The sequence below is a fragment of the Solimonas terrae genome (assembly GCF_011067135.1).
GTDB lineage: Bacteria > Pseudomonadota > Gammaproteobacteria > Nevskiales > Nevskiaceae > Solimonas > Solimonas terrae.
This window is the reverse complement of the sequence record NZ_JAAMOW010000001.1, coordinates 523,203-539,702: the sequence shown is the minus strand read 5'-3', so window position 1 is coordinate 539,702 and position 16,500 is coordinate 523,203. Positions and strand designations below refer to the sequence as shown.

17 protein-coding genes and 1 tRNA gene are annotated in these 16,500 nt (G+C 64.6%); 13 read left to right on the top strand and 5 right to left on the bottom strand.

The window, feature by feature from the left end:
- The first annotated feature begins 40 nt into the window (after positions 1-40).
- The 3 genes from G7Y85_RS02460 (at position 41) to G7Y85_RS02450 (ending at position 2,550) form a co-directional block, all read left to right on the top strand.
- On the top strand, positions 41-952 hold the full coding sequence (locus G7Y85_RS02460) for a recombination-associated protein RdgC (RefSeq protein ID WP_166251174.1): 912 nt from the start codon (positions 41-43) through the stop codon (positions 950-952).
- Between the two features lie 97 nt (positions 953-1,049).
- On the top strand, positions 1,050-1,580 hold the full coding sequence (locus tag G7Y85_RS02455) for a VOC family protein (protein ID WP_166251172.1): 531 nt from the start codon (positions 1,050-1,052) through the stop codon (positions 1,578-1,580).
- Between the two features lies 1 nt (position 1,581).
- Positions 1,582-2,550 (top strand): SDR family NAD(P)-dependent oxidoreductase, encoded by a 969-nt coding sequence (locus G7Y85_RS02450; protein ID WP_166251170.1) that lies wholly within the window; start codon positions 1,582-1,584, stop codon positions 2,548-2,550.
- 109 nt (positions 2,551-2,659) lie between these two features.
- Here G7Y85_RS02450 and G7Y85_RS02445 read toward each other — a convergent pair.
- A tRNA-Glu gene (locus G7Y85_RS02445) sits at positions 2,660-2,735 on the bottom strand.
- Between the two features lie 59 nt (positions 2,736-2,794).
- Here G7Y85_RS02445 and pcnB point away from each other — a divergent pair.
- The 10 genes from pcnB (at position 2,795) to G7Y85_RS02395 (ending at position 12,976) form a co-directional block, all read left to right on the top strand.
- The gene (pcnB, locus tag G7Y85_RS02440) at positions 2,795-4,141 is read left to right on the top strand and encodes a polynucleotide adenylyltransferase PcnB (protein WP_166251168.1); all 1,347 of its coding nucleotides are present in this window, start codon (positions 2,795-2,797) and stop codon (positions 4,139-4,141) included.
- Positions 4,138-4,623 carry a 2-amino-4-hydroxy-6-hydroxymethyldihydropteridine diphosphokinase gene (gene folK / locus G7Y85_RS02435; protein ID WP_166251166.1) on the top strand — a complete coding sequence of 162 codons (486 nt, stop codon included), beginning with the start codon at positions 4,138-4,140 and terminating at the stop codon, positions 4,621-4,623. Before pcnB ends, folK begins: the two co-directional genes overlap by 4 nt.
- Before the next feature lie 216 nt (positions 4,624-4,839).
- Positions 4,840-5,772 (top strand): 3-methyl-2-oxobutanoate hydroxymethyltransferase, encoded by a 933-nt coding sequence (gene panB / locus G7Y85_RS02430; protein ID WP_166251164.1) that lies wholly within the window; start codon positions 4,840-4,842, stop codon positions 5,770-5,772.
- Positions 5,769-6,614 (top strand): pantoate--beta-alanine ligase, encoded by an 846-nt coding sequence (gene panC / locus G7Y85_RS02425; RefSeq protein WP_166251162.1) that lies wholly within the window; start codon positions 5,769-5,771, stop codon positions 6,612-6,614. The genes panB and panC overlap by 4 nt, the downstream gene beginning before the upstream one ends.
- Before the next feature lie 166 nt (positions 6,615-6,780).
- Positions 6,781-7,167, top strand: coding sequence for an aspartate 1-decarboxylase (gene panD, locus G7Y85_RS02420; protein ID WP_166251160.1), 387 nt, complete (start codon positions 6,781-6,783; stop codon positions 7,165-7,167).
- 4 nt (positions 7,168-7,171) lie between these two features.
- On the top strand, positions 7,172-7,792 hold the full coding sequence (locus tag G7Y85_RS02415; protein WP_166251158.1) for a TIGR02466 family protein: 621 nt from the start codon (positions 7,172-7,174) through the stop codon (positions 7,790-7,792).
- Positions 7,793-7,861: 69 nt separating this feature from the next.
- Positions 7,862-9,502: a glucose-6-phosphate isomerase gene (pgi, locus tag G7Y85_RS02410; protein WP_166251156.1), complete on the top strand. Its 1,641-nt coding sequence runs from the start codon at positions 7,862-7,864 to the stop codon at positions 9,500-9,502.
- A 111-nt stretch (positions 9,503-9,613) separates the two neighbouring features.
- On the top strand, positions 9,614-11,104 hold the full coding sequence (locus G7Y85_RS02405) for an NAD(P)H-hydrate dehydratase (RefSeq protein WP_166251154.1): 1,491 nt from the start codon (positions 9,614-9,616) through the stop codon (positions 11,102-11,104).
- Complete coding sequence (tsaE, locus tag G7Y85_RS02400; RefSeq protein ID WP_166251152.1) at positions 11,104-11,613, top strand: tRNA (adenosine(37)-N6)-threonylcarbamoyltransferase complex ATPase subunit type 1 TsaE; 510 nt, start codon at positions 11,104-11,106, stop codon at positions 11,611-11,613. The genes G7Y85_RS02405 and tsaE overlap by 1 nt, the downstream gene beginning before the upstream one ends.
- Positions 11,614-11,707: 94 nt before the next feature.
- Positions 11,708-12,976 (top strand): N-acetylmuramoyl-L-alanine amidase, encoded by a 1,269-nt coding sequence (locus G7Y85_RS02395; protein WP_166251150.1) that lies wholly within the window; start codon positions 11,708-11,710, stop codon positions 12,974-12,976.
- A gap of 85 nt (positions 12,977-13,061) precedes the next feature.
- On the opposite strand, the gene G7Y85_RS02390 is transcribed toward G7Y85_RS02395, so the two are convergent.
- The 4 genes from G7Y85_RS02390 to G7Y85_RS02375 all read right to left on the bottom strand — a co-directional run bounded on the left by G7Y85_RS02390 (position 13,062) and on the right by G7Y85_RS02375 (position 16,484).
- Positions 13,062-13,322, bottom strand: a complete 261-nt coding sequence (locus tag G7Y85_RS02390; RefSeq protein ID WP_166251148.1) for a hypothetical protein — start codon at positions 13,320-13,322, stop codon at positions 13,062-13,064.
- A gap of 30 nt (positions 13,323-13,352) precedes the next feature.
- Entirely contained in the window at positions 13,353-14,126 is a 774-nt protein-coding gene (locus G7Y85_RS02385) for a hypothetical protein (RefSeq protein ID WP_241695918.1), read from the bottom strand.
- Positions 14,127-14,313: 187 nt separating this feature from the next.
- Positions 14,314-14,817, bottom strand: a complete 504-nt coding sequence (locus G7Y85_RS02380) for a DUF934 domain-containing protein (protein ID WP_166251146.1) — start codon at positions 14,815-14,817, stop codon at positions 14,314-14,316.
- Positions 14,814-16,484 carry a nitrite/sulfite reductase gene (locus G7Y85_RS02375; RefSeq protein ID WP_166251144.1) on the bottom strand — a complete coding sequence of 557 codons (1,671 nt, stop codon included), beginning with the start codon at positions 16,482-16,484 and terminating at the stop codon, positions 14,814-14,816. The genes G7Y85_RS02380 and G7Y85_RS02375 overlap by 4 nt, the downstream gene beginning before the upstream one ends.
- Positions 16,485-16,500: the final 16 nt, after the last annotated feature.

Sequence of the window (16,500 nt, the reverse complement as noted above, 5' to 3'; positions counted from 1 at the left end):
CGGCGGCCGCTGCTGGCCGCGACAACCGGTTTTTCTCCATATGTGGTTCAAGAATCTGCAGACCTATCGTCTGGCAGGCGAGTGGACGCTCGCGCCAGGCGCCTTTGAAGAACGTCTCGCCCGTCATCCGCTTCACCCTTGCATCGGCCTCAATCCGCAGAGCCGCGGCTGGGTCGGGCCCGGCACGAATACGGCGCAACTGGTCTATGCCCAGGGGCGGCAGATGCTGATCGCGCTTGGCGTCGAACAGAAGCTGCTGCCGTCGTCAGTCGTCAGGCAGACCGTCGACGAACGTGCCGACGAGCTGGAGCAGCGCCAGGGCTTCAAGCCCGGCCGCAAGCAGTTGCGGGACCTCAAGGATCAGGTGACCGCCGAGTTGATGCCGCGCGCGTTCGCCAAACGCCGTTCGACGCGCGCCTGGATCGACCCGGTCAGCGGCTGGATTGTCGTTGATGCAGCCTCGCCGGCGCGGGCGGAGGAATTGCTGGAAGTCCTGCGCGACGAGGTCGAAGGCCTCAGCCTCGAACTGCCCGAACTCGCGCAGTCGCCGGCGACGGCGATGACGGCATGGCTGGCGGGCGGTGACGCACCCGGCACCTTCGAACTCGATCAGGAGTGCGAGTTGCGCGGCAATGATCAGAGCAAGCCGACCGTGCGCTACCTGCGGCACTCGCTGGAAGGCGCCGAGGTTCGCAAGCATATCGCTGAAGGCAAGTTGGCGACCCGGCTCGGTCTGCGCTGGAACAACCGCGCGAGTTTCGTGCTGACCGACAAGTTCGAGGTCAAGAAACTGCGTTTCGAGGACATCGAGAAGGCGCGCGAGGATGTCGCGACCGAAAGCCCCGAGGAGCAGTTCGACGCCGAATTTGCATTGATGTCCGGCGAGCTGGTCGCGCTGCTGGCCGATCTGGAAAAGGCCATGGGCGGAACGGCCGGCAAAGCGGCCACCTGAGCTGCGGCGGGCCGCCATCCGGCTCGTTCCGATGGACGAGGCCGGCGCCGTCGCGGACCGCGATCATGCGCCCTGCATCCTCGTTCGGCAGGCGCCCATGCAAGCAGGATTCGGTCCGATCAAGCAACTCGCGTACGTCGTCGAGGATCTCGACGCCAGCATCGAGCACTGGACCCGATTCGTCGGCGTCGGTCCGTGGACGGTTTACCGCAACACGATCATGCAGGGCCGGTACCGCGGCACGCCGACCACGGTGAGCATGCACGTGGGGCTGTCCTATCAGGACGAACTACAGATCGAATTGATCCAGGTCGTCAGCCGCACGCCGTCGCCATATCAGGGTGCAGCCGGGCAGCCGCTCATCGGCATGCACCATGTCGCGCGGCATTCGACGAATCTCGAGGCGGATGTCGCGGCTGCACAGGCACGCGGCCTGTGCACGGCATTCGCGGCCGGCAACGGGGTCGTGCAGGTTGCCTATCTGGAGTCGGCGCGCGAGCCGGGCCTGCTGCTGGAGTTGATCGAAGCGTCGCCGGCAGTGCTGGATGGATTCGCGACCGGCGTCGCGGCGTCGCGGCAATGGGATGGTCGGACGCGGATCATCGAGACCTTCGATCTTGGAGCCTGAAGTGGCTGCACTCCGTCGCCTGATCGTTCGCGCGCCGCAGGCGCAAAAGGTCGATTTGCGCGGCCGCCGCATGATCGTGACCGGTGCGGCGCCGGGCTCCATCGGTTTTGCGACGGCGTCGACGCTGGCGAGCTGGGGCGCCGATGTCACGGTCACCACGCGATCCGATCCACGACTGCTGGCGCAAGCCTTGCGCGCCGCACTGCCGGCCGGCAGTGGCGAGATCGACGCCGACACGCTCGATCTTGCCGACCGCAGCTCCGTGTCGCGTTTCGCGGACGCCTACGGGTCACGACACGGCCGGCTCGACGTCCTGATCAACAATGCCGGCATTCATCTCGATCTGCTGTCGCAGTGGCGCGAGCCGCATCAGGTCGACGGCGCCGAGATTCATTGGCGAACGAACTATCTGGGCACGATGCAGCTGACCGACGTTCTGCTGCCGCTGCTGCTCGAGGCGGGCGGGCGCAGCGGCGACGCCCGCATCGTCAATGTCGTCTCGATGCTGCACGCACGCGGCCGCAACGCATTCCTGTTTGCGCCGATCGCACCCTACGACTCGTGGGTGGCGTACGGCACCTCGAAACTGGCGCTGATGCACGCCAGCTTCGAATTGCAGCGTCACCACGCCGGCGCCGGATTGCAGGCGTACTGTCTGCATCCCGGAGCGGTATTCAGCAATATCGCCACCAGAGGGCTTGCCGGCAATCCGCGACTTGAAGCGATTCGCCACCGCTTCGCGCCGGTCGAGCGCTACTTCCTGTTGACGGCGGAGGAGGGCGCGCAGACGTCGATTCACTGCGCAACGAAACCGGCCCTCGGTGGCGGGCGTTACTTCCGGCGCTGCGCGCCGGCGATGACCGGCGCGGAAGCGGGCAACCGGCAGGTCGCCGCCCGACTGTGGGATCAAACGCAGGCCTGGATGGCCGGTGCGGCTGAGCAGCCGGCACGGTCCGTTTCGGGACGCTAGACGCGCGGCGCGCGTGGCCGTGTGCGGATGTTGTCGAGTCAACAAAAAAGCCCGCGTCGGGCGGGCTTGCTGCCGAGACGCCGACCGTCAATCGCGGCGAACCGGTGATTGGCGCTCCTACCGGGATTCGAACCCGGGTTTAAGCCTTGAGAGGGCTCCGTCCTAGGCCTCTAGACGATAGGAGCTGAATGCGTGTCCTCCCGAGCTTTTGATAGCGCAAGAGGCCGCGTATTATACGCGGCCCATGAATTGGCTCAAGACTCTGTTTCCGCGCAACAAGAAAATCCCAGCGACCCGAAGGGTGCCGCGCGCGGAACATCCGATCTCGCGCTCACAATTTCCGAGCGGTACGCTCAAGGTCCTCTATGGCCTGAAGGACGCCGGTTTCCAGGCGTACGTGGTGGGCGGCGGTGTGCGCGATCTGCTCGCCGGCATGGAACCCAAGGACTTCGACATCGCCACCGATGCGCGGCCCGAGGAAATTCGCCGCGTGTTCCGCTCCTGCCGCCTGATCGGTCGTCGCTTCGTCATTGCGCATGTGCGCTTCGGTGACGAGATCAGCGAGGTCACGACGTTCCGCGGCCAGATCACCGACAGTCACGAGCGTGACGAGACCGGACGCATCCTCTCCGACAACGAGTACGGCACCCTGGAATCCGACGCATTCCGGCGCGATTTCACGGTCAACGCGATGTACTACGACATCCGCGACTTCTCGATCGTCGATTTCGCCGGCGGGCTGGAAGACGTCAAGGCTGGCGTCGTGCGAATGATCGGTGACCCGGAGTTGCGCTATCGCGAAGACCCGGTGCGCATGCTGCGCGCCGTCCGTATCGCCAACAAGCTGAGGTTCCGGATCGACAAGGACACGGCGGCGCCGATCCGCAGGCTTGCGCCGCTGCTGCGGGAGATTCCGCCGGCGCGGCTGTTCGACGAGGTCATCAAGCTGCTGCAGTGTCGCGACGCGGTCGCGAATCTCAATGGCCTGAATGAATATGGTCTGCTTGCGCAGCTGTTGCCGCAGACCGATGCTGCGCTGGCGCAGCCGCAGACACGGGTGTTCATCGAAGCCGCACTGGCCAACACGGCGGATCGCATCGCCGGCGAGCAAACCGTAAGCCCGGCGTTTCTGTACGCCGCGCTGTTGTGGCCGGCGGTCAATGCCCGGCAGAAGAAGCTGGGCGGCGAGGATGTGGTGCAGGTCAACGCGGCGATCGCGCAGGCTTCCGATGAAGTCCTCGCGCAGTCGGCAAAGTACATCGTCATCCCCAAGCGCTTCTCGGTGCCGATGCGCGAAATCTGGGCGCTGCAGCCACGTTTCGACATGCGCCGCGGCGGACGTGCCCAGCGCTTGCTGACGCATCCGCGCTTTCGCGCCGCCTACGACTTCCTCTTGCTGCGCGCCCAGGCTGGCGAGGTGCCGCAGGAACTGGCGGACTGGTGGACGCAGGCACAGATCGGTGAAGGTTTGCCGCCGCTGGCGCCGGTCGCGCCGGATGGCGAGAGCGGCGAACCGCGCAAGCGGCGCCGTCGTCGTGGCGGCCGCGGCCGTCGTCGCGCCGATCAGCCGACCTCACCGTCGAACGCGTGAACTTTCGCGCCCACATCGGCCTGGGCGCGAATCTCGAGGCGCCGGCCCGGCGATTGCGATGGGCGCTCGCGGCCTTGTCCGGACTGGGCGAAATCGAGGCGAGTTCGGCCTTGTTTCGCAGCGCACCGATGGGGCCGCGCGAACAGCCGGATTTCTGCAATGCCGTCTGCATATTGCGCACGGCGCTGTCACCGCTCGAGCTGATGCGTGCCCTGCTCGACCTCGAACGGACTGCTGGTCGGGTGCGCGAGCAGCGTTGGGGGCCACGCACCCTCGACCTCGATCTCCTGCATGTCGACGGCGTCGCCTTGCAGACGGCCGAATTGCAGCTGCCGCATCCCGGCATCGGCCAACGCAATTTCGTGCTGGTGCCGTGGGCACAGATTGCGGCGGACCTGGTCGTGCCGGGGGTCGGCTGCATCGGCGAGCTCGCGGCGCTGATCGGTGCCACTGGTTTGTGGCCGTGGCGGGACGCGGATTGACGGTACGCCGGGAACGGCTACACTTCGCCGCACTTCGCCGATGTCGGCCGCTTCCGGCATCTGCCAGCGGGTGTCTGCCTTAGTGGGCCGCCCTTTCTATCTGACCCGTGAACGTCGCGCGTATGTCTTGGTGGGCCGCCGGCGTTTTCCTATCGAAAACGTGCTCTTTCCTCCGTGTGCGACATGGAGGCCGCGCCGTTTTCCGGGAGTCCTGATATGAACCTGACCAAACCGGTCAATGTTGCCGAACTGCGCCGCATGCGCGCTGCCGGCGAGAAGATTGCGTGCCTGACGTGTTACGACGCGAGCTTCGCGATGCTCGAGGATCGTGCCGGCGTCGACCTGATTCTGGTCGGCGATTCGCTGGGCATGGTGATCCAGGGCGGCACGACCACCACGCCGGTGACAGTGGCCGACATTGCCTATCACAGCCGCTGCGTGGCGCCACATCTGCAGCGCGCCTTTCTGGTCGCCGATCTGCCGTTTCTTTCGTATGCGACGCTCGAGCGCGCACTCGATGCCTCGCAGCGCCTGATGCAGGAAGGCGGCGCGAAGATGGTCAAGCTCGAAGGCGGACGCGAGCAGGCGAGCATCGTCGAGTATCTGGCCGTACGGGGCGTGCCGGTTTGCGCGCATCTCGGGCTGCAGCCGCAGTTCGTCCACAAGCTCGGTGCGTTCAAGGTGCAGGGGCGCGATGATCTCGCAGCCGAGGCGATGCTGCACGATGCCAAGGTGCTCGCGGACGCCGGTGCCGACCTGCTGGTGCTGGAGTGCATACCGTCGTCGCTGGGTCAGCGCATCACCGAGATTTCGTCGGTGCCGGTGATCGGCATCGGCGCCGGCCCACATACCGACGGCCAGATTCTCGTGCTCCAGGACATCCTCAATATTTCACCGATGGTGACGGTGGGGCACACGCCGCGCTTCGTGAAGAACTACATGCAGGGCGCGGCCGACATCGAATCGGCCATTCGCAACTACGTCGACGAAGTGAAGTCCGGTGCGTATCCGGCCCCCGAGCACGGCTTCGCGGATGCGGCGCCCGCGCCCAAGGCGCTGAAATCCGGATCGGCGGCCGCGATCGGCGCGCCAGCCGATCGGCAGCCGATCGTGAAGACGGGATCGCCGAAGAAAACGCGCTCGCGATGAAGACCGTTCACACGATCGCCGAGGTGCGGGAACAGGTTGCCGCCTGGCGCAAGGCTGGCGAACGGGTTGCGCTGACGCCGACGATGGGCAATCTGCATCGCGGCCACCTGCGTCTGGTCGAGGCGGGGCATGCGCAGGCGCAGCGCGTCGTCACCAGCGTGTTCGTCAATCCCCTGCAATTCGGCTTGAACGAAGACTTCGATCGTTATCCGCGCACGCTCGATGCCGACGCCGAGCAGCTGGTACAGGCCGGGTGCGATCTTCTGTTTGCGCCCTCGGTGGCGGAAATGTATCCGCATGGCCGGGAAGGCTTCACGGTCATCAGCGTGCCGCGCTACGCGCACATCCTCGAGGGCGAGTTCCGTCCGGGGCACTTCGACGGCGTGGCGACGGTCGTCAATCTGCTGCTGAACATCGTGCGGCCGGACGTCGCCCTGTTCGGCGAAAAGGATTACCAGCAGTTGCTGGTGATCCGGCAGATGGCGGCCGATCTGCATCTGCCTGTCGACATTCTCGGCGTGCCGACCGAGCGCGAGGTCAATGGTCTGGCCTTGTCATCACGCAATCAGTACCTCTCCGCGGAGGAACGCAAGCGGGCGTCGGTACTGCACCAGGTACTGGTGCAGCTGGCCGCCGAGTTGCGTGCCGGCGCGCGCGATTTCGATCCGCTCTGCGAACGTGGCTTGTCAGTGCTCCGCGATTCGGGGTTTCGTCCGCAGTATCTGGTTGTGAGGCGCCCGGACCTGCAGCGTGCCGACATCGCCGATAACGAATTTCGCATACTTTTGGCGGCATTTCTCGGCAATACGAGGTTGATTGACAACATTCCGGCTTCTGCCTGAATGATTTGATCCAGCGCGGAAATCAGCTAAACTTCGACCCTTGCCGATGGTTTGCCACCGGCGCCGGGTGCATGTCTTAGTGGGCCACCCGCCTTTTCAGACCTGAGAAGCCCTGCGCGTATGTCTTATTGGGCCGCGCACTGCTTAAAAATCCAAGAGGCTATCCATGCAATTGCACATGCTGAAATGCAAGCTGCATCGTGCTTGTGTGACCCACGCTGAGCTCGACTACGAAGGGTCCTGCGCGATCGATTCGAAGCTGCTCGAACTGGCCAATATTCTCGAGTTCGAACAGATCCAGATCTACAACGTCACCAACGGCGAACGTTTCACGACTTATGCGATCCGGGCGGAACCGGGTTCCGGCATCATCTCGGTCAACGGCGCGGCGGCGCACAAGGCTGGTGTCGGTGATCGCGTGATCATCTGTGCGTATTCGTCGATGGACGCATCCGCGGCACGAGTGTACAAGCCGCACCTGGTCTATCTCGACGAAAAAAACCGCGTGCAGCGCACGGCCAACACGATTCCGGTTCAGGCTGTCGGCGCCTGAGCGTGTGAAGAGCACGCAGGCGTGGTTTCCCACGCTGATCTACAGCGAACGCCTGCAGGCCGAAGGCCTGCGGGCGTTCAACGCTGAACTGCTGGACGAATGCCTGCGGATTCGCGACCACGACATCGCCGGTCGCAAATGGTCGGAGCCGAACTATCCGCTGGGATACACCAGCTACGGCTCTCTTGATCGCCTGCATCTGTTTTCGTCGACCTTCGATGCCTTGCGTCACCGCATCGATACCCACGTCAAGCGCTACGCACGCACCCAGCACTGGGATCTGCGAGGGGGTCGCCTGCAGATGACGGATTGCTGGATCAACATCATGCCGAAGGGCTGTGCCCACAGTTTTCATCTGCACCCGCAGTCGGTGGTCAGCGGTACGTACTACGTGCGGACACCGCGTGGCGCCAGCGGTCTGAAGTTCGAAGACCCGCGCTTGTCGCGGCTGATGGCGGCGCCATCGCGCAAGGCCGGCGCGGCACCGGGAATGCGCCCACATATCCTGTATCCGGCCAGAGCCGGGCACTTGATCCTGTTCGAAAGCTGGTTGCGTCACGAGGTGCCGGCCAGCCGCATCGACGCCGAACGGGTGAGCATCAGCTTCAACTATCACTGGCGTTGATCGCCGGGATTGCCACCTGCCGTCCTGGCTATTTTCGTTCGTGCGGCAAGTCGTTAGTCTTGTCGGCTCATGAACGCTCCAATACCTCAGTCGTTGACCGCCAGTCCGGCCTGGCGGGCCTTGAACGTGCACGCGGCCGAAATGATGCCGACGCGCATCATGGATCTGTTCGAGCGCGACGCCGAACGGCACAGGCGCTTTGTCTGCGAGGACGTCGGCTTTTATCTGGACTACTCCAAGCAACGCGTCAACGGACAGACCATGAGCCTGCTTCAGTCGCTGGCGCGACAGCAGGGTCTCGATCAGTGGCGCAACCGGCTGTTCTCGGGCGAGCACGTCAACAACACGGAGAATCGCGCGGCGCTGCACATGGCCTTGCGCGCACCGAGAGTGGCCGATTTCCGCGATGACGGACGCCGTGTCGGTGACGAGATTCATCAGGTTCGACAGCGCATGCGCGCCTTCGCCGAACGGGTGCGTGAGGGCGACTGGCGTGGGGCGACCGGCAAGCGGATCACCGATGTCGTCAATATCGGTATCGGCGGTTCCGACCTGGGGCCGCGACTGCTTTGCACGGCACTCGCGCCGCAGATCGACGGGCCGCGCCCGCATTTCGTCGCCAATGTCGACGGTGCCGAACTTCACGCCGTGCTGGCGCGTCTGCGTCCCGAGACCACACTGTTCGTGGTTGTCAGCAAGACCTTCGCAACCCAGGAGACACTGGCCAATGCCCTGCACGCACGGGCCTGGCTGATCTCTTCGCTCGATATCGACGCGGTGTCGAAGCACTTCGTCGCGGTTTCGACCAATCGGGAAGCGGTCGAGGCATTCGGTATCGCGGCCGATCACATGTTCGGCTTCTGGGACTGGGTCGGCGGGCGCTATTCGCTCTGGGGTGCGGTGGGTCTCATCGCAATGCTGGCGCTCGGCCCGCAGCGCTTCGACGATCTGTTGCGCGGCGCACACGCGCTGGATACGCACTTCCGACGCGCGCCGCTCGAACACAATCTGCCGGTGCTGATGGGGCTGCTCGCGATCTGGAACAACAATTTCATGGGTTGTGCGAGCCATGTTCTGGCGCCGTACGCGCAGCGCCTGTCCTTGTTCGGCGGCTGGGCACAACAGCTGGAGATGGAATCGAACGGCAAGGGCGTCACGCGCGACGGCTTTGCCGTCGACTACCGGACCACGCCGGTGTTGTGGGGGCATGTGGGTACCAATGCCCAGCATGCATATTTCCAGATGTTGCACCAGGGGCCGGCGGTGCACTCGGTCGACTTCATCCTGCCGGTATTCGCCGATCATCCGTTCCGCGACATGCATCGCAAACTGGTGGCGAACTGCCTCGCCCAGGCTTCCGCCTTGATGCGAGGCAAGACGGCGGACGAGGTTCGTGCCGAGCTGCAGAGCAAGGGCATGGAGGGCGACGCGCTGCAGGCGGCGATTCCGCATCGCGTGTTTCCTGGTGATCGGCCAAGCAATACCCTGCTGTTGCCGCGTGTCGACGCTTTCCATCTCGGGGCGCTGCTGGCGCTCTACGAGCACCGCACGTTCGTCGAAAGCGTGCTGTGGGGGATCAATGCCTTCGACCAGTGGGGCGTCGAATTCGGCAAGCAGCTTGCCAACCGTATTCTCGACGATCAGCAAGCCGTCGCACTTGATCCGTCGACCGATGAATTGATGCGCAAGGTGCAGTTCCACGCACGCTGAGCGGATTCGCTCGGCAGCATGACGCCGGCGCACCGAGGCAGGCCCGTCTCGGCACCAGGCACATCGCTGCTCCGGCATCATTCCGCAAACGCCGGCTCTTATACTCGTCGAATGCCTGATTCGAGTCTTTTCCTCTACACCGCCGCCCAGGTCCGTGAGCTGGATCGGCGTGCCGTTGCGAGCATGGGCATCAGCGGGTACGACTTGATGCAGCGTGCGGCGCGGGCCTGCTGGCGCGAGATAGCCGGCCATTGCCGCCCCGCCAGCGTGATCGTCGTCCTCTGCGGATCTGGCAACAACGGTGGTGACGGTTACGAGATCGCGCGTCTTGCGATGGCGGATGGTCACGTCGTGCACGTCTGTGCGGTCGAGGGAGTGCCACAGGGCGGCGATGCCGGGCATGCTCATGCCGCATGGTTGGGAGATGGCGGAGCGGTTGCCGCGTTCGCGGGCGTTCTGCCGGACTGCGACTGGGTCGTCGATGCCCTGTTCGGCACCGGACTGTCGCGCAAGCTCTCGGGGGAAGCGCTGGCCGCGGTGGCTGCAACTCGTGCGGCCCGGCAACACGGTGCGCGTGTGCTTGCGGTCGACGTTCCGAGCGGGCTCGACGCCAGCACCGGCGACGTACCGTCCGGCGAGGCGGTGCAGGCGGACGTCACCGTCAGTTTCATTGCCCGGAAGTTGGGGTTGTTCACGGGGCAAGGGCCGGCGGTCAGCGGTGCGCGGCATTTCGATGCGCTGGTGGAGCCGCAGAATCAGGACGGCGATATCCAGCCTGTTGCGCGACTGCTGGCCGAATCGGAGTTGCAGACGCAGCTGAGGCCGCGCTCGCGCGTGGCGCACAAGGGTGATCATGGCCGCGTGCTGATCGTCGGTGGCAATCACGGCATGATGGGCGCCGTGCTGATCGCTGCGCGCGCCGCTCTGCGCGCCGGTGCTGGCCTGGTGATGGTCGCGACACGCCAGGAGCACGTGGCCGCGATCACGGCCGCGCAACCGGAACTGATGTGTCATGGCTGCGACGATGCAACGCCGTTGCGCCCGCTGCTGCACACGGCCGATGTGGTCGCGATTGGTCCGGGTCTGGGGACGGACAGCTGGGCGCGGGCGCTGTGGTCGAGTGTGCTCGACAGCTGCAAGCCATCGGTGATCGATGCGGATGCCTTGAACCTGCTGGCGATCGAACCGACGACGCCGACCGACGCGATTCTGACGCCGCATCCCGGCGAGGCGGCGCGGTTGCTTGGTTGCCGCACGGCCGAAGTGCAGGCAGATCGCCTCGCCGCGCTGCACGCCATCGAGCGCCGCTACGGTGCGACGGTCGTGCTCAAGGGTGCTGGCAGCTTGATCAGCGGACGGCAGACGCCGGTGCTCTGTCCGTATGGAAATCCCGGCATGGCCGTGGCTGGCATGGGAGACGCGCTGACCGGTATCGTCGCGGCCCTGCGGGGGCAGGGTCTCGATGTCTGCGAAGCGGCGCAAATCGGGGTGCTGGTCCATGCACTCGCTGCCGATCACGCCGCAGTGCAGGGCGAACGTGGCCTGCTGCCGAGTGACGTCATCGACCGCCTGCGTGCGCTGGTCAATCGGGGCGATCACTGATGGCGTCCGAGTTCGAGCTGGTCGATCTTGCCGCCAGTGAACGCGCCGGTGCCTTGATCGCCTGCTGGATGACGAAGCATCAGGGCGGTGTGATCTTCCTGTCCGGCGCGCTCGGTGCCGGCAAAACCAGTCTTGCACGGGGTTTGCTGCGCGCGCTGGGGGTCGGCGGACCGGTGCGCAGTCCGAGCTATACCCTCGTGGAACCCTACGAATGCGACGGCGCATCGGTGCTGCACATGGATCTCTATCGCTTGCGCGATCCGGATGAGCTGGACGGGCTCGGACTTCGCGATTTCAGCACGGGACGGGTGTGGTGGCTGGTCGAGTGGCCCGAGCGGGGGCAGGGTTATCTACCGAAGCCGGATTTGTGGCTGCATCTGTCGGCTTCGGTGCAAGGCCAGGGTCGCCGTCTGCGAGTGCAGGCCGGTCGCTTGGGCGAAGCGGAATATTCACGGCTGTTTTCCCTGCTTGAGGAAGGGCTTGTCCACAATCGCCACTATCAACCTTAGAAGTACGCTCTATCTCCCTGTTTGAGAAAAAAAAGTTTGCATTGACATTGAGATTGAGCTACTGTCCGGACACGTTTTCCTTCGGGAATGACCGATGCGTTGGGGAATCGGCCTGATTTTGATGCTGCTATTGCCGTTGGCGCAGGCGGCTGAATTGCGCGACGTGCGCGTCTGGGACGCACCGGACTCGACGCGTGTCGTGCTGGATGTCAGCAACGCGGCGAAGTCGCACGTATTCACTTTGACGAAGCCCGATCGCGTCGTGATCGATCTCGACGGCATCGATGCTGCTGGTGTCCGCAAAGCCAATCAGACCGAAGCCAAGGGTATCGTCAGGAACGTGCGCGCCGGCGTGCACGGCGACGGCGTACGCATCGTGCTCGATGTCGACGAGCCGGTGACGACCAATGCTTTCGATCTTGCGCCCAACGACGATTACGGCAACCGCGTGGTTGTCGATCTCGGGCGCAAGACAGTGGTCGACAACGCGGCCGTCGGCGCCAGTGCGGCCACAGCCACGCCGCAATCCGCGCCGCAGTCGGTAACGGCCCCCGTGCTGCCCGGCACCGGGCGTCTTCAGGACAAGCAGATCGTGATCGCCGTCGATGCCGGGCACGGCGGCGAGGATCCGGGCGCACACGGTCCGTCCGGTCTGCTGGAAAAGAACGTGTCGCTGGCCATCGCCCGCAAGCTGGCGCTGCTGATCAACACGCAGCCGAACATGAGGGCCGTGCTGACGCGTGACGGTGATTACTACGTCGGCTTGCGTCAGCGCGTCGAGATCGCCCGCAAGCAGCAGGCCGACATGTTCGTGTCGATACACTGCAATGCGTTTACCAAGCGCGACATGCACGGCACCGCCGTCTACGTGCTCAGCGATCGCGGCGTGAATACCGAGCAGGCGCGCTGGCTGGCCAATCGCGAGAACGCGGCCGACCTGGTCGGCGGCGTGGAACTGCAGGGCAAGGACAATGATCTAGCCACCGTGCTGCTCGATCTGTCACAGAGTGCGACGATGGAGGCGAGCTTCGACGTCGGCTCGCGCATTCTGCACTCGATGGGGGAGATCAACACGCTGCAACGGCGCGACGTGCAGCAGGCTGCCTTTGTCGTCCTGAAGGCGCCGGACATTCCGTCGGTGCTCGTCGAGACGGCCTTCATCACCAATCCGCATGAAGAAAAGCTGCTGGGCAGCGACGACTACCAGGGCAAGCTGGCGTCGGGCATTCTCGACGGGGTCAAAGGCTACTTCCACGGTTATCGGCCGCGGCAGCAGATCGTCGACAAGGAAGCGCCGCACCTGCAGCAGGTCAGCGCCTCGGCCGGTGGTGGAAGCTTGCAAGACGCTGCGTTCAGCAACTGACGAATACGCGACGCGGCATCGACACGGAAGACGAACAAAAAAATGCCCCCGATGTCCGGGGGCATTTTCGTCGACGCGCGTCCGACTATTTGTCGTCTTCCTTCTTGGAGAACTTGTCGATCAGGCCTGCGACCGGACCACCGAGGGTGCCGTCGGCCTGGCCGCCCGGCGGCACCGAGAGATACGGATCGCCGGAACCGCTGGCGGCGATGTTGGCGCCGACATCGATGCCGAGGCCCGCGCTACCGCTGACGCCGCTGGTGCCGGACGGTGCGGCCATCGCGACCGGGGCGGAAACCGCGACGACCAGCGCCGCTAGCGACATCTTGATCATGAAATTACGCATCGTGGTGCTCCTGACTGAGTGTTGGCGCGATTAATTGAACGCAAAGCCCATGCCGATCGATCCGGCAAACTCGACGTCGCCACCATAGCGCTTGCCGAGATTGCTGGCGCCGAGCGTCACCGTCAACGGGAATGAACGGAACGGCGCGACCGACACGCCGGCGTTCGTGAAGCGGCCGGTGTATTCGGCGAGCACCGAAATCTGCTGCGTGAAGTAGAAGGCGGCCGATCCGAACACGCCGGCGCCGTCCTTGTTCGGCTCGTTGTAGAGCTCGTCGCCGATGCCGAGATTCAGGATCGCCGCGTACTGGCCGACCGGCACCATCTTGGTGGCCACCGCGTAGACGCTCGCAGGGTTGGCCTTCTTGAAGTTGTCGCTGCCCCACTTGCCGGTGCCGTTGACACCGACCGCGAACGAGGCATAACCCGGAACGTTGGTGTGCAGCTTCAGACCGACCGAGCCGGCATCGCCGAAGCTGTCGCCGCTGCCGGTGTCGCCGAACAGCGAGGACGACGAAACGGCGACTTCGAGCGCCGCATACTTGTCCGGATCGCCGAGACCGAACGCGAGACCGACCGAGCCGTCTTCATTCTGCTTGTTGCAGTTGCAGGTCTGACCGTAGGCGCCGACACCAACCGTGCCCCAGCGAGCGCCATATGCGACGGGGGCCTGCAGGGCGGGGGCGGCGAAGCCTTTCATGTCGCTGGCGGCGGTGCTGGCGGCCGTGTTGCTCTGGGCCCAGGCCGGTGCGCTCGCCAACATCAGTGCGCCTGTCACCAGAACCGCTTTGTTCTTTCCCTTCATACCGTGATTCCCCTATGGTTGGCTCGTGCGGCACGCCCGAAATATGTTGCGTCGCCGCGAAACACTCTATTAGTTCATCTCTACAAATACAAGGCGCTACGGGCGACGAATCGCCGGCTGAATTCGACTGGCGGCAACTTGCCGACTGTACGCCAGTTCGGGTTCGAAAACCGTGATCCAGCGCACTTCACGGACCTGCGGAACGGCGCAGGGCCGACACGATCGGCAGCCGGTCGGCAGCCGGCTGATATGCGAGATTGAAATCGCGCAGCGCCGCCAGGCACGAATTCGCGTCCTGATCGGCGCGCAGGACGAAACTGTCGATGCCGGCGCGCGCCATGCTCTGCATCTGATCTCGTACGACGGCCATGCCGGATGCGCGAATTTCCCCGCTGAAGCCGTAGCGGTCGCGCAGCAGCCGCGCCTGACTGTAGGCACGCCCATCGGCGAACGCCGGAAAGTCGAGCTCGATCAGGGGCCGGCTCGCCAGTCCGGCCCAGATCGTCGACAGCTCCACGGTGTTCGGCAGCCGGACACCGACCTGGTCAAAGCGACCGGCCAGGGCTTCGCCCTGTTCCAGCCAGCGCGCCAGCGAGACGATGACACGAGAACCCTCGCTGCCGCTTTCGTCATCGGCCAGCGCGACGTAGTCGTCGGTCGCAATCTGATGACCGCGAAGCAGGGCGCTCATGCGGTCACTTCCGGTTCGGCGTAGATGCGGGCCTTGAACGGCGGCATGCCGATGCGGCGATAGCAGCGAAGGAACGATTCGTCCTCGGACTGACGCTGCTCCATGTAGACGCTGATGATGCGTTCGACGGCTTCGGCGATATTGGCGCGGCTGATCGCCGGGCCGGTGCGGTCGCCGAGGCTGGCATCGTTTTCGGCCGAGCCACCGAGCGTGACCTGATACCACTCCTCGCCATGCTTGTCGACGCCGAGGATGCCGATATGACCGACGCTGTGATGGCCGCAGCCGTTCATGCAGCCGGACATCTTGATCTTGATGTCGCCGATGTCGTAGAGGTAGTCGAGCGACTCGAAGCGGTCGGCGATGTCCTGCGACACGCCGATCGAGCCGGCGTTGGCGAGCGAGCAGTAGTCGAGGCCGGGGCAGCAGATCAGATCGGTCAGCAGGCCGATGTTCGGCGTCGCCAGCCCGTGTTCGCAGAGCGCCTGCCAGAGCGCGTACACGTCCTTCTGTCTGACTTCGGCGAGCACGATGTTCTGGTCGTGGGTCACACGCGCTTCGCCGAAGCTGTAGCGATCGGCGAGGTCGGCGAGCACGTCGAGCTGCTCTGCCGAGGCGTCGCCGGCCACGCCGCCCAGCGGCTTGAGCGAAACGAACACGACGCGATAGCCGTCGGCGCGATGCAGGTGCACGTTGCGCCGCACGAAGCTCGCGAATCCGGAATCGGATTTCAGCATCGCATCGAAGCTGGTGTCGGCCGCTGCATCGCTTTCGTACGGATGCTCGTCGAAGTGCGATTTGATGATGTCGATGTCGCCGGGCTGCAGGCGCAGATCGCCGTCGCGAATCAGGGCCCACTCGGCCTCGACCATTTCGGTGAATTTGGCCGGACCGGTTTCCTTGACCAGCACCTTGATGCGCGCACGATGAATGTTGTCGCGGCGACCGAGGCGGTTGTAGATGCGCAGCACCGCTTCGAGGTACGACAGCAGATCGAGTTCCGGCAGGAAGTCGCGGATGCGGTGCGCGATCATCGGCATGCGGCCGAGGCCGCCGCCGACGTAGATCGCGTAACCGAGTTCGCCCTTGTCGTTGCGGATGATGTGGACGCCGATGTCATGCACCTTGGTCGCGGCGCGATCCGAGGTCGTGGCCGAGAACGCGATCTTGAACTTGCGCGGCAGCCAGTTGAATTCCGGATGGAAGGTCGCCCACTGACGCGTCAGTTCGCAGTACGGCCGCGGATCGACCAGCTCGTCGCGCGCGACGCCGGCGAGGTGATCGGAGGTGATGTTGCGTATGCAGTTGCCGGAGGTCTGGATCGCGTGCATCTGCACGCTGGCGAGATCGGCGAGGATGTCCGGCACGCGCTCCAGTTGCGGCCAGTTGTACTGGATATTCTGGCGCGTCGTGAAATGACCGAAACCCTTGTCGTATTCGCGCGCGATGTGGCCGAGCATGCGCAGCTGGCGGCTCGCAAGCAGCCCGTACGGGATCGACACGCGCAGCATCGGCGCGAAGCGCTGGATGTAAAGCCCGTTGCGCAGGCGCAGCGCGCGGAACTCGTCGTCCGGGATCTGGCCGGCAAGAAAGCGCTGCGTCTGATCGCGATATTGGGCGACACGTTCGTCGACGAGCTTCTGGTCGTAGGAATCGTACTTGTACATGGCAGTCACTGGCGCG

Coding starts and splice junctions, on each gene's coding strand:
- G7Y85_RS02460 (WP_166251174.1), top strand. CDS start 41: ATGTGGTTCAAGAATCTGCAGACCTATCGTCTGGCAGGCGAGTGGACG.
- G7Y85_RS02455 (WP_166251172.1), top strand. CDS start 1,050: ATGCAAGCAGGATTCGGTCCGATCAAGCAACTCGCGTACGTCGTCGAG.
- pcnB (WP_166251168.1), top strand. CDS start 2,795: ATGAATTGGCTCAAGACTCTGTTTCCGCGCAACAAGAAAATCCCAGCG.
- panB (WP_166251164.1), top strand. CDS start 4,840: ATGAACCTGACCAAACCGGTCAATGTTGCCGAACTGCGCCGCATGCGC.
- panC (WP_166251162.1), top strand. CDS start 5,769: ATGAAGACCGTTCACACGATCGCCGAGGTGCGGGAACAGGTTGCCGCC.
- panD (WP_166251160.1), top strand. CDS start 6,781: ATGCAATTGCACATGCTGAAATGCAAGCTGCATCGTGCTTGTGTGACC.
- pgi (WP_166251156.1), top strand. CDS start 7,862: ATGAACGCTCCAATACCTCAGTCGTTGACCGCCAGTCCGGCCTGGCGG.
- G7Y85_RS02405 (WP_166251154.1), top strand. CDS start 9,614: ATGCCTGATTCGAGTCTTTTCCTCTACACCGCCGCCCAGGTCCGTGAG.
- tsaE (WP_166251152.1), top strand. CDS start 11,104: ATGGCGTCCGAGTTCGAGCTGGTCGATCTTGCCGCCAGTGAACGCGCC.
- G7Y85_RS02395 (WP_166251150.1), top strand. CDS start 11,708: ATGCGTTGGGGAATCGGCCTGATTTTGATGCTGCTATTGCCGTTGGCG.
- G7Y85_RS02390 (WP_166251148.1), bottom strand. CDS start 13,322: ATGCGTAATTTCATGATCAAGATGTCGCTAGCGGCGCTGGTCGTCGCG.
- G7Y85_RS02385 (WP_241695918.1), bottom strand. CDS start 14,126: ATGAAGGGAAAGAACAAAGCGGTTCTGGTGACAGGCGCACTGATGTTG.
- G7Y85_RS02380 (WP_166251146.1), bottom strand. CDS start 14,817: ATGAGCGCCCTGCTTCGCGGTCATCAGATTGCGACCGACGACTACGTC.
- G7Y85_RS02375 (WP_166251144.1), bottom strand. CDS start 16,484: ATGTACAAGTACGATTCCTACGACCAGAAGCTCGTCGACGAACGTGTC.